Genomic DNA, 12,504 nt, shown 5'->3' on the forward strand with positions numbered 1-12,504 from the left:
TTTTATGTAAAAATGCCCCTTACTAAAATATATATATTGATTATAAATGAAGGGATAGAAAACGAAAAGGGAAACGTGAAAAACCAATGAAATGAGGTTCTTTACGTTTATGAAGATTATGAGCCTAAATAACATGCTCAAACGATATTTCACAGGATAAACATTATAACAGTTGCTTATATCAAGTTCTTTTCTTTCTCAGAAATAAAAAAGTAAACAGATGTTGGGTAAGAAAAATAAGAGATTACCCGGCCAGGCACGTTTTTGAAAAATAATTGGTCTAAAGAAAAGACAAGCATTCATATAATATGTTACGGTTTGTTTATCTCCATTTTATTCCATTAAATATTAAAAAAGCATTGTGAAAATAAATGGAACAGATTATAGTAGAAAATGTCTGAATGATTAGGGGGAATTGGCTTAAAATGATTAAAAAACAAACGATTTTGACGCTATTTATAAGTACTATTTTATTATCAGGTTGTTTTGGTCCCTCACCAGAAGAAAATATTTATCAAACATTGGAGGAGGTCGCTTCAATAGAGGAAACATTTCAAAAACAACAGCAACCACTTCTTGAGCTTGAAAAGAAAGAGTCTGAGCTTTATAACAAAATTATGGATCTAGGGATGACCGAATTTGATCAGGTTGTTTCTTTGTCAAAAGAAGCGATAACCGTTGTTGAAGAACGAGAAAAAAAAATTCAATCTGAGTATGATAGCATTATGTCGTCAAAGAAAAAGTTCCAAGATATAAATGAAGAAATTGAAAAAATAAAAGATGAAAAATTACTTGAATCTGCCAAACAGTTACAAACAACAATGGAAGAGCGATACAGCTCCTATGAAAAGCTTTATGAGAATTATAAAACTTCTCTCTCACTTGATAAGGAATTATATACAATGCTTCAAAAAGAAGATTTAACGATTGACGAGCTAGACACTCAAATTTCCGAAATCAATACAGCTTATAAATCTGTCATGAAGCAAAATGAAGAATTTAATAAGTTAACAGAACAGTATAATGACCAAAAAATTTCGTTTTATCAACAAGCGGAGTTAAATGTTGAGGTTAGTAGTGAATAAAAAAAAGAGGATGACTCAATCAAAGAGTTATCCTCTTTTTTTGTTTAAATTTATAAGTGGCAGTTCATTTCCGGCGTAAAAAAGAAAACTGTATCAACTACACTATTACAGATTTTCTTTTTGTAATAATACAGATTGGAAATCAGTATTTTGATTTACATTTTTAAAAAGAGGTTTCTTTAAAAAATCCTTATACAAACTAATTGACGCAGATGAAATCATTAGTGTAAACTTGTAAATGAATTGTTAACGTGTATTAGTTTATTTAAAATTTAAACTAATACAGAATGGACTTTTTAAAGTTCATGCACCATACATAGAGAACGGTTTAGGCATCTCGTGAGTGGTTTAAAAGGTAAGAAGAGTTGAATTCAAAAAAATTGTGTCATCCAAATGATTTTAGGGTAACCTATTGCTGTGAATATTGGAATTCTCTTACTAAACTAAATGAAGTTCAATGTTGAAATTATGTCATGTTAATCAATATTGAACAACTCTTAAAACGGAAAGGAAGAGGTTATAAGATGGCTGCAAAAACAAAAAGCGCTGTTGTTGACAGTAAGAAACAGTTTGAAGCTATTTCGAAGCAGTTTGAAACATTCCAAATTTTAAATGAAGAAGGTAAAGTCGTTAACGAAGCGGCAATGCCTGAAATTAGTGACGAACAATTAAAAGAGTTAATGCGTCGCATGGTTTATACACGAATTCTAGACCAACGTTCTATCTCTTTGAACCGTCAAGGTCGTTTAGGTTTCTATGCTCCTACAGCTGGACAAGAAGCTTCACAAATTGCATCACAGTTTGCATTAGAAAAAGAAGACTGGATTTTACCAGGTTACCGTGATGTTCCACAAATCATCTGGCATGGTCTTCCATTATATCAAGCGTTCTTATTCTCTCGTGGACATTTCCATGGTAACCAAATGCCTGAAGGAGTTAACGCATTATCTCCACAGATCATTATTGGTGCACAGTACATCCAAACAGCTGGTGTTGCTCTAGGTCTTAAAAAGAAAGGGAAACAAGCTGTTGCGATCACTTATACAGGTGACGGCGGTGCTTCACAGGGTGACTTCTACGAAGGAATTAACTTCGCTGGTGCATATAAAGCTCCTGCTATTTTCGTTGTACAAAATAACCGTTATGCAATTTCAACTCCAGTTGAAAAACAATCTGCAGCACAAACTATTGCTCAAAAAGCGGTTGCTGCCGGAATCGTAGGTGTTCAAGTAGACGGAATGGATCCATTGGCAGTATTTGCTGCTGTACGCGATGCTCGTGAGCGTGCAATCAATGGTGAAGGGCCAACTTTAATTGAAACATTAACATTCCGTTATGGACCACACACTATGGCAGGTGATGATCCAACACGTTACCGTACAAAAGAAACAGAAAATGAGTGGGAAGCAAAAGATCCATTAGTACGTTTCCGTAAGTTCCTGGAGGATAAAGGGATCTGGAATGAAGAAGAAGAAAACAAGGTAATTGAACAAGCGAAAGAAGATATTAAAGAAGCGATTCAAAAAGCGGATAAATATCCAAAACAGAAGGTAACGGACTTGATGGAAATCATGTACGAAGAAATGCCTTATAACTTAAAAGAGCAATATGAAATTTACAAAGCAAAGGAGTCGAAATAATCCATGGCACAAATGACAATGATTCAAGCCATCACTGATGCATTACGCACCGAATTAAAAAATGATGAAAACGTCCTTGTATATGGTGAAGACGTTGGTGTGAACGGTGGGGTATTCCGTGCGACGGAAGGACTTCAAAAAGAATTTGGTGAAGATCGTGTATTCGATACTCCACTTGCTGAATCAGGGATTGGTGGTTTAACAGTAGGATTTGGTTTAACTGGATTCCGCCCTGTTATGGAAATTCAATTCTTCGGATTCGTTTACGAAGTAATGGATTCTTTAAATGGTCAATTAGCACGTATGCGTTACCGTTCAGGTGGCCGTTGGACAGCACCGGTTACCATCAGATCTCCATTTGGTGGATTTGTACATACACCAGAACTTCACGCAGATAGCTTAGAAGGTCTAGTTGCTCAACAACCGGGATTAAAGGTAGTTATTCCTTCAACACCTTACGATGCTAAAGGTCTATTAATTTCTGCTATTCGTGATAATGATCCAGTTGTATTCCTTGAGCACATGAAGTTATACCGTTCATTCCGTCAGGAGGTTCCTGAAGAAGAATACACAATTGAAATCGGTAAAGCAGATGTAAAACGTGAAGGTACTGATCTTTCTATTATTACTTACGGTGCGATGGTTCATGAATCATTAAAAGCAGCGGAAGAATTAGAAAAAGAAGGGGTATCTGTAGAAGTAGTTGACCTACGTACAATCAGCCCATTAGATATTGAAACAATCATTGCTTCTGTAGAAAAAACTGGTCGTGCAATCGTTGTACAAGAAGCACAGAAACAAGCTGGTATTGCAGCTAACGTAGTAGCTGAAATTACAGAGCGTGCGATCTTAAGTCTAGAAGCACCAGTATTACGTGTAGCTGCACCTGATACGGTTTATGCATTTACTGAAGCTGAAAATGTTTGGCTTCCGATTTACAAAGATATTATTGAAACAGCTAAAAAAGTAATCAATTTCTAATTTGAACCATTAATCATGAATGACATAAAACAATTACTAGGAGGTAGAATGATTTGGCATTCGAATTTAAACTGCCTGATATCGGTGAAGGTATCCACGAAGGTGAAATCGTAAAGTGGTTTGTAAAAGCAGGCGACACTGTTGAAGAAGATGATGTCCTAGCTGAAGTACAAAATGATAAAGCAGTTGTTGAAATCCCATCACCAGTAAAAGGGACAGTAACAGAAGTTAACGTAGAAGAAGGTACAGTTGCGACTGTAGGTCAAACAATTATTACGTTTGATGCACCAGGTTATGAGGACTTAAAATTCAAAGGCGACCACGGTGATGATGAGCCTAAGAAAGAAGAAAAAGCAGAAGAAGCACCAAAGCAAGAAGCTGCAGCTCCAGCTCCAGCTGAAACTGAGGTAGATCCTAATAAACGTGTTATTGCTATGCCATCAGTACGTAAATATGCTCGTGAGAAAGATGTTGATATTCGCCAAGTATCCGGCAGTGGAAAAAATGGTCGCGTATTGAAAGAAGACGTTGATTCATTCTTACAAGGTGGAGCAGTAGCCGGTACACAACCAGCAACTACGGAAGCACCAGCTGGACAAGAAGAAAAACAAGCGAAGCCAGCAGCAGCTCAAGCAATCTCTGAGGGCGATTTCCCAGAGACTCGTGAAAAAATGAGCCCAATCCGTAAAGCAATCGCTAAAGCAATGGTTAACTCAAAACATACAGCTCCACACGTAACATTAATGGATGAAGTAGATGTAACGAATTTAGTTTCTCACAGAAAACAATTCAAAAATGTTGCAGCAGAGCAAGGTATTAAGTTAACATATTTACCGTACGTAGTGAAAGCTCTTACTTCAGCGCTTAAAAAGTATCCTGTTCTTAATACATCTCTTGACGATAAAACAGAAGAAGTTGTTCAAAAACATTATTACAACATTGGAATTGCAGCAGACACTGAAAAAGGTCTTCTTGTACCAGTTGTAAAAAATGCAGAACGTAAATCTGTTTTTGAAATTTCAGATGAAATTAATGGACTAGCTACAAAAGCTCGTGAAGGCAAGCTTGCACCAAATGAAATGAAAGGTGCTTCATGCACAATCACAAACATTGGTTCGGCTGGTGGACAATGGTTTACACCTGTTATTAACCACCCTGAGGTTGCAATCTTAGGTATTGGTCGTATCGCAGAGAAACCAATTGTTCGTGATGGAGAGATTGTTGTAGCTCCAGTATTAGCATTATCTTTAAGTTTCGACCATAGAATGATCGATGGTGCTACAGCTCAAAATGCTCTTAACCACATCAAGCGTTTACTAAACGATCCACAATTAATTTTAATGGAGGCGTAATCGATGGTAGTTGGAGATTTCCCAATTGAAACAGATACTCTTGTCATAGGAGCAGGCCCGGGCGGATACGTTGCAGCGATCCGCGCCGCTCAATTAGGACAAAAAGTAACAGTAGTAGAAAAAGCAACACTTGGAGGAGTTTGCTTGAACGTAGGTTGTATTCCTTCTAAAGCATTAATCGCTGCTGGTCACCGTTATGAAACAGCTAAACACTCTGAAGAAATGGGAATTAAAGCTGATAACGTAACAGTTGATTTTTCTAAAGTGCAAGAATTCAAGCAGGGTGTTGTGAAAAAATTAACTGGCGGTGTAGCTGGATTACTTAAAGGTAATAAAGTTGATGTCGTTTCTGGTGAAGCGTACTTCGTTGACAATGAAACAGTAAAAGTTATGGACGAAACATCTTCACAAACTTACAAATTTAAAAACTGTATTATTGCAACAGGTTCACGCCCAGTTGAGATTCCAACTTTCAAATATACGAAGCGCGTAATCAATTCAACAGGTGCTTTAAACCTTCAAGAAATTCCTAAAAAGCTTGTTGTAATCGGTGGCGGCGTAATTGGAATTGAGCTTGGCTCTGCTTACGCTAACTTTGGTACAGAAGTTACTTTCATTGAAGCTGCGGATGAAATTCTAGCAGGTTTTGAAAAGCAAATGAGCGCAATTGTGAAACGTAACCTTAAGAAAAAAGGTGCTGAAATTCACACAAAAGCTTCAGCTAAAAGTGTTGAAGAAAATGAAAATGGCGTAAAAGTTACATTTGAAGTGAATGGCGAAGAAAAAACAATTGAAGCTGATTACTTATTAGTTTCTGTTGGCCGTCGTCCAAACACTGATGAACTTGGTTTAGAGCAAGTTGGAGTTGAAATGACTGATAGAGGCATTATCAAAATCGATAAGCAATGCCGCACAAATATCCCTAACATTTATGCGATCGGTGATATTGTTGAAGGTCCTCAATTAGCACATAAAGCTTCTTATGAAGGAAAAATTGCTGCAGAAGCAATTGCTGGAGAAAAAGCTGAAATCGACTACCTTGGCATTCCTGCCGTTGTATTCTCTGAGCCTGAGCTTGCATCTGTTGGTTACACAGAAGCAGAGGCTAAAGCGGATGGAATCGAAGTAACTGCTGCTAAGTTCCCATTTGCTGCTAATGGCCGCGCATTATCATTAAATGATACAGATGGTTTCTTAAAGCTTATTACTCGTAAAGAAGATGGATTAGTCATTGGTGCACAAATTGCTGGCCCAAGTGCATCTGATATGATCTCAGAACTTGGTTTAGCAATCGAAGCTGGCATGACAGCTGAAGATATTGCGATGACTATTCACGCTCACCCTACATTAGGTGAAATTACAATGGAAGCTGCTGAAGTTGCAATTGGTAGCCCAATCCATATTGTAAAATAATCATATAAAAAAGATGCTAACTCAAAAGTTAGCATCTTTTTTTGATCCTTTAGAAAAATTATTGAGACCAATAATTTAAAAAATAAGAGGCTATTTAACACTTACTCTAATAATGCATTAGAAACTGGTTCTAATATTTCTTCTTTTGATAAAACCGTTCCCTCAATTTGAACAAGAATTTCTTCCTTAGATACGACCAATAGGGAAGGGTATGTCTCAACCTCATATCTATGTTTATCTTTATTTTCGGATATCACTCTCATATTCTTAAATTCTTCTGGGAATTCTTCCTTGATATCTAATAGTGCATCATAGTAAATGGCTTCTTTATCAATATTTTTAACGTCAGAAAAAAATACAATTTGTTTATCTCGATTGATTGTAAAATCTGAGGGCCCCTCTGAAAATAAAATGTTTTTGCAGGAGGAAAGAACAACGACTGGAATAATGAAAATAATAAGAATTGATCTTTTCATCCATGTCCACCTCTTTTAAATAAATTAAATAGTTCAAAAATAGTATGTACAGTTGGGCTCAAAATAACTAGATTCGTACAATATGTTAAATTACTCCTATTTTATCATACATATTGATTGAACCTTCCCTTGTCATCTATTTGTTACACAAATGAAAAATATTACGTTTTACCTATACAAATACTTAAAATTCCCAATTGGGAGACCTAATTTTGTATGAAGAAATTCTATATTGCAAAAGGAAAACATATAGTTTGAAGAGGTGTATTGTGAAATGAAAATTACGTGGGGGTTATTGTCTTGTACACATCTTATATTATGGAGCAGCTACAGTGTTATTGAGTGGATTTCAAATAAAGACAGTTTATTAGCCAAAACAATCTTGCTGCTCATGTTTTTTTATCTCTCTTATTTGATTGCATTTTCAATGATGAAAACGAGGAAGGCTGCGATATTTTTTTCTATTTCATCTTTTATATCTTTCGTTATCTCCTACAAGGTGTTTCTACTTATAATATGACCTCTTCTTTTAATGGAGAATTTCCAAACAAGAAGAAAATGTCCAGCCTTAAACAGTCTGAATAAATGAAATTTACTTATATGATTTTTTTATATCTTGCTGCAAAGATTTTAGTAAGGAGAAAACCATTAAAATCATAATAACAGCAAAGGGCAATGCAGCAATAATAGCAGAAGTTTGTAAAGCTTCTAGGCCCCCTGACCATAGGAGAATGGCTGCTGAAGCTGATTGAATAAGCCCCCAAATTAACTTAATTCTATTTGGAGGATTTAACATTCCATTTGTTGTTTGCATTCCTAAAACAAATGTAGCTGAGTCTGCTGATGTAATAAAAAAAGTACTAATCAAAAAAATAGCGATATACGACATAAATGTTCCAAGAGGAAAGTGGTCTAAAGCAGCAAACAACGCAACTTCTTTACCTTGTTCATTCACAATTTCAACGATCGGCACATTTTGTAAATAGTCTAAATAAATTGCAGAACCGCCGAAAACCGAGAACCATAAAGCTCCAAATATCGTTGGAACAGCTAAAACACCAATTACGAATTCTTTAATTGTTCTTCCTCGTGAAATCCTTGCAATAAAGGTACCAACAAAAGGTGCCCAAGAAATCCACCATGCCCAGTAAAAGATCGTCCAATCCTGAACCCATGTGTTTCCACTTTGAAAGGGGGTCATCTTAAAACTCATAGATGGGAGATATTGCAGGTAACTACCGATTGTTGTTGTGAATAGGTCCATAATAAAATTAGTAGGACCAGCAAATAACAAAAAGAGCATAAGTGCAATTGCTAATATAACATTTAAGTTACTCAAATATTTGATCCCTTTATTTAACCCTGTTTGTGCTGAAATCATAAATAAAACCGTCACAATGATAATTATGATAAGTTGCGTTGAAAAGTTATTTTCAATCCCTTCTATTAAATAAGAAATACCTCCACTTATTTGTGCAGCACCAAAACCAACTGAAGTGGCAACCCCAAATACCGTGGCAAATACGGAAATGAAATTTATCAAAATGCCGATTTTTCCATCAACACGATCACCTAATATCGGTCGTAAAATATTGCTCATGACACCATTTTGTTCGTGTCGAAAAGTAAAATAAGCCAGCGCCAAAGCTATTGTTGAATAAATAGCCCAAGGATGCAAGCCCCAATGAAAGAATGAATAGCGCAGGGCATCTCTTCCTGCTTGATTAGTAAATCCTTCACCAGCAGGTGGACCACTATAGTGAAAGATTGGCTCTGACACGCCCCAAAAGACTAAACCGATCCCCATTCCTGCGCTAAAAAGCATAGCAAACCAAGAAAGATAACTGTATTCTGGTTCATCGGTATCCTTTCCTAGTTTAACATGACCGTATTTTGAAAAAATTAAACTAATCGCAAAGATAAGGAAAAATGTTGCTGTAAGTAAATAAAACCATCCAAACTTTTCAATAATAAATGCTTGAACAGTGGAAGTCACTACATTAATATTCCCATTAGGTAAAACATTTTGAGGTATTAGTCCCCAAATAATAAAGAGAGTTGTTACAATGACAGAAAGGATAAAAACCGGGGTGAAGTTTTTCATTTAGTTAAACACTCCTTTGAGCATCTTAGTGCACAAATAATACAATGTCTGACTTTATCGTTAGACAACTGTGTTTAATCTATACATAAATGAAGCTAATAATTTTGAATGTAACATAAATCTTCAAAATATGATGATTATTTTATAATGTGTTATACAAAATGGGTATTGACGAACTCAATGTGTTATATTATTATGATTATAAGAAATGTTAAACGCTTTCAAAGTTTTGGAGATTTTGAGAGTTAAAATTTGATTGAAAAGGGGTATGGAGATGGGAACAATCGTATGTCAGAACTGCAACTCTACAATTGGTCATGTTGAAGGGGAAAAAGTGACAACTTTGTATGGGAAATGTAGTCATCATGATTGTTGTAACCAAAGCCAAAATCTTGTAAAAGTTAAGGGCAAATAAAAGGGGTTCCATATATATTCCCATTGTTTTTTGCATAAAAATGAAGGGACAGTCCCAAAAAATATGAATATATAGTACTTCCTGGAAGAGGAAGATATATATTCTATTGGGGCTGTCCCTTATTGTTTGAAATATTATCCCCACTCTTAACGTGCAGTAATACCCACGTCAAGCTTTTAAGTTTACAAAGAAGATAACTTGGGGGATAACTGCCCGTAAAGGTCCGATTGGTTAAACTAACCATTAGTGGGGGATAAAGAAAATCCCCACTGATGGAGGATTCACTTTATCTAATTGCACGATGTTCTTTAATGACTCTAATTGTATCTAAAGTAGGATCCTCTGGCCCTTGAACAGGCAAGCCTACTTCTAAATTTTTAGTTATATAAGTTAAGTTTTCTTCCGTAATGATTTCTCCGGGAATAAAGATCGGGATACCAGGAGGATAAACCATAATAAATTCAGCAATTATTCTACCAGCAGATTCATTGAAAGGAACAACTTCTGTTTCAGCATAAAATGCATCTCGAGGAGTTAGTGCTAACACAGGTATATCTGGTAAAAAGATGCGTTCTTTTGATGTTGCTTGTTCATGAGCTGGTTGAAAATGATGTGACAATTCTTTTAAGGCACGAATTAACATATCAACATCTGCTTTCGTATCACCTGGTGTAATAATACAAAGAATATTATATAAGTCGGATAATTCTACTTCAATATTATAATTTTCGCGTAACCATTTTTCAACATCGTAGCCTGTAATACCAAGTTCATAAACAGGAACAATTAATTTCGTAGGGTCATAATCAAAGGTTGCTTTTGTGCCGAGAATTTCTTTTCCAATGCAAGAAATGTTTGGGATTTGGTTCACTTGCTCTCGTGTATAATTAGCTAAATCAATGGTTTTCTGAATTAATTCATGCCCTTCTGTTGCCAATCTTTTTCTAGCTACATCAAGTGAAGCTAATAATAAATATGAAGTAGAAGTTGTTGTCATCATACTTAAAATGGATTGAACACGCTGAGGTGACACAAGACCTTCTCTAACATTTAAAACTGAGCTTTGAGTCATTGACCCGCCAAGTTTATGTACACTTGTTGCAGCCATATCTGCACCCGCTTGCATCGCGCTTAAAGGGAGGTCTTCATGGAAATGTATGTGTACACCATGAGCTTCGTCTACTAATACAGGAACAGAGTATGAATGAGCAATCTCGACAATCTTTTGTAAATCAGCAGAAATTCCAAAATAAGTAGGATTAATAACTAAAACACCTTTTGCATCTGGATGTTGTTCTAAAGCCTTTTCGACTGCATCTGTTGTTATTCCGTGTGAAATTCCTAACCTTTTATCAATTTCAGGGTGTATAAAAATTGGTGTTGCCCCTGAGAAGACAATAGCGGACATGACGGATTTATGTACATTTCTTGGAACGATAATTTTATCTCCTGGCCCGCAAACGGCCATTACCATCGTCATTATGGCTCCGCTTGTTCCTTGTACGGAAAAAAATGTGTGGTCAGCCCCGAAAGCCTCAGCCGCTAAATCCTGTGCTTTTTTAATCATCCCTTTAGGTGCATGTAAATCATCTAATGGTCCAATATTAATTAAATCAATTGATAGTGCATTATCACCAATAAATTCTCTGAAATCAGGGTCAATTCCTGCCCCCTTCTTATGACCGGGGATGTGGAATTGGATTGGATTATTTTTTGCGTGTTCAACTAAACCTGTAAACAATGGTGTTTCAAATTGTGACAACGTTTTTCCACCTTCTTTTTCATTATTAATCGTATTTTAAAATGGTTTACATGACAAATACTTGCATTTGATATGTCATTAACCTAGTCAATTCAGTTTCAGATACATGTTCTATTATGTAGAGTTTGTGTCGAAATCTGACTATTTATTTAACATAAAACAAATGAATTATATCGTTATCAACTAGGTCAGTCAATAAAAATAATATGAAAATAGAATTCAAAATTTATTAGATATAATGTGTTTGATAAATAAAGGAGATTTTTTAAAAAATCTAGAATAGCTATTTACATAAATGGTAAGGAGGGGAAAAGATGAATTGGAGGACGAGAATAACTGACATCTTAGGTATTCGTTATCCTATTATTCAGGGAGGCTTAGCATATTTAGCATATTCCGAGCTAGCTGCAGCCGTTTCAAATGCAGGAGGGCTAGGTCAACAGCAATGTCATTAGATTCACCTGAAGCACTAAGAGATGAAATAAAAAGGACTAGAGCAATAACGGCAAATCCATTTGGAGTTAACTTTGCAATCGGGCAGCATGGTAAAGGTTATGAACAATTAGTAAAAGTAGCTATTGATGAAAAAGTTCCGGTCATTTCAATGACTGGTGGAAACCCCGCACCTATTTTTGAGATGTTACAAGGTGTGGATGCGAAAAAGTTAGTTCTTGTAGCTGCCAAAAGGCAGGCAATTAAGGCAGAAGAGCTAGGTGCAGATGCTGTTATGGTGGTAGGACATGAAGGGGGAGGTCATTTAGGCAGAACCGATGTTGGAACAATGGTTTTAATTCCTCAAGTTGTTGACGCTGTTTCCATTCCAGTTATCGCATCAGGTGGAATTGGTGATGGACGAGGCTTTATGGCTGCTTTAAGTTTAGGAGCTGAAGGTATTGAAATGGGTACACGTTTTATTGCAACAAAAGAGTGTGTGCACGCACATCCTCTATACAAGCAAGCCTTAGTAGAAAGTGATGAAAACCAAACCGTCGTCATTAAGAAAACGATAGGTGCTCCAGCGCGAGCTCTCGCAAATAACTGGACAGATCAAATTTTGAAGATAGAAAAAAATAACGGTGGATATAAGGAATTAAAGGATTATATAAGTGGTGTTGCTAACAAAAGATACATATATGATGGTAAGATAGATAATGGCTTTGCATGGGCTGGGCAAGTTATGGGGTTGATTACCGATATCCCTTCTGTTCAAGATTTATTAGAACGTATCATTAAAGATGCGGAAAGAATTAGAGCACATTGGTCCGGATAAAATGAG

At 36.1% G+C, this 12,504-nt stretch carries 9 protein-coding genes and 1 pseudogene; 7 read left to right on the forward strand and 3 right to left on the reverse strand.

Going from position 1 to position 12,504, the window contains the following annotated elements:
- Positions 1 to 425: 425 nt before the first annotated feature.
- From AC4GZ8_RS12590 to lpdA, 5 genes are all read left to right on the forward strand, one after another.
- Positions 426 to 1,085, forward strand: a complete 660-nt coding sequence (locus tag AC4GZ8_RS12590) for a YkyA family protein (RefSeq protein WP_491082190.1) — start codon at positions 426 to 428, stop codon at positions 1,083 to 1,085.
- Between the two features lie 524 nt (positions 1,086 to 1,609).
- The gene (gene pdhA / locus AC4GZ8_RS12595) at positions 1,610 to 2,725 is read left to right on the forward strand and encodes a pyruvate dehydrogenase (acetyl-transferring) E1 component subunit alpha (protein WP_491082191.1); all 1,116 of its coding nucleotides are present in this window, start codon (positions 1,610 to 1,612) and stop codon (positions 2,723 to 2,725) included.
- Between the two features lie 3 nt (positions 2,726 to 2,728).
- Positions 2,729 to 3,706, forward strand: a complete 978-nt coding sequence (locus AC4GZ8_RS12600) for an alpha-ketoacid dehydrogenase subunit beta (RefSeq protein ID WP_491082192.1) — start codon at positions 2,729 to 2,731, stop codon at positions 3,704 to 3,706.
- Positions 3,707 to 3,759: 53 nt separating this feature from the next.
- Positions 3,760 to 5,058: a dihydrolipoamide acetyltransferase family protein gene (locus tag AC4GZ8_RS12605; protein WP_491082193.1), complete on the forward strand. Its 1,299-nt coding sequence runs from the start codon at positions 3,760 to 3,762 to the stop codon at positions 5,056 to 5,058.
- A 3-nt stretch (positions 5,059 to 5,061) separates the two neighbouring features.
- The gene (gene lpdA / locus AC4GZ8_RS12610; protein ID WP_491082194.1) at positions 5,062 to 6,471 is read left to right on the forward strand and encodes a dihydrolipoyl dehydrogenase; all 1,410 of its coding nucleotides are present in this window, start codon (positions 5,062 to 5,064) and stop codon (positions 6,469 to 6,471) included.
- A gap of 101 nt (positions 6,472 to 6,572) precedes the next feature.
- Here lpdA and AC4GZ8_RS12615 read toward each other — a convergent pair whose 3' ends face one another.
- Both AC4GZ8_RS12615 and AC4GZ8_RS12620 read right to left on the reverse strand, forming a co-directional pair.
- Entirely contained in the window at positions 6,573 to 6,947 is a 375-nt protein-coding gene (locus tag AC4GZ8_RS12615) for a hypothetical protein (protein WP_491082195.1), read from the reverse strand.
- A 592-nt stretch (positions 6,948 to 7,539) separates the two neighbouring features.
- On the reverse strand, positions 7,540 to 9,051 hold the full coding sequence (locus AC4GZ8_RS12620) for a glycine betaine uptake BCCT transporter (protein ID WP_491082196.1): 1,512 nt from the start codon (positions 9,049 to 9,051) through the stop codon (positions 7,540 to 7,542).
- Between the two features lie 274 nt (positions 9,052 to 9,325).
- On the opposite strand from AC4GZ8_RS12620, the gene AC4GZ8_RS12625 reads away from it, so the two are divergent.
- A complete protein-coding gene (locus AC4GZ8_RS12625) occupies positions 9,326 to 9,466 on the forward strand; it encodes a GapA-binding peptide SR1P (RefSeq protein ID WP_491082197.1) in 141 nt (46 codons plus the stop codon).
- Positions 9,467 to 9,752: 286 nt separating this feature from the next.
- On the opposite strand, the gene AC4GZ8_RS12630 is transcribed toward AC4GZ8_RS12625, so the two are convergent.
- Positions 9,753 to 11,228 (reverse strand): aminotransferase class I/II-fold pyridoxal phosphate-dependent enzyme, encoded by a 1,476-nt coding sequence (locus AC4GZ8_RS12630; protein WP_491082198.1) that lies wholly within the window; start codon positions 11,226 to 11,228, stop codon positions 9,753 to 9,755.
- A gap of 314 nt (positions 11,229 to 11,542) precedes the next feature.
- Here AC4GZ8_RS12630 and AC4GZ8_RS12635 point away from each other — a divergent pair.
- Positions 11,543 to 12,498, forward strand: a pseudogene (locus AC4GZ8_RS12635) (NAD(P)H-dependent flavin oxidoreductase).
- Positions 12,499 to 12,504 lie beyond the last annotated feature (6 nt).

Source organism: Metabacillus sp. RB-C-LZQ-3-1 (assembly GCF_058315175.1).

Coding starts and splice junctions, on each gene's coding strand:
- AC4GZ8_RS12600 (WP_491082192.1), top strand. CDS start 2,729: ATGGCACAAATGACAATGATTCAAGCCATCACTGATGCATTACGCACC.
- pdhA (WP_491082191.1), top strand. CDS start 1,610: ATGGCTGCAAAAACAAAAAGCGCTGTTGTTGACAGTAAGAAACAGTTT.
- lpdA (WP_491082194.1), top strand. CDS start 5,062: ATGGTAGTTGGAGATTTCCCAATTGAAACAGATACTCTTGTCATAGGA.
- AC4GZ8_RS12615 (WP_491082195.1), bottom strand. CDS start 6,947: ATGAAAAGATCAATTCTTATTATTTTCATTATTCCAGTCGTTGTTCTT.
- AC4GZ8_RS12625 (WP_491082197.1), top strand. CDS start 9,326: ATGGGAACAATCGTATGTCAGAACTGCAACTCTACAATTGGTCATGTT.
- AC4GZ8_RS12590 (WP_491082190.1), top strand. CDS start 426: ATGATTAAAAAACAAACGATTTTGACGCTATTTATAAGTACTATTTTA.
- AC4GZ8_RS12620 (WP_491082196.1), bottom strand. CDS start 9,051: ATGAAAAACTTCACCCCGGTTTTTATCCTTTCTGTCATTGTAACAACT.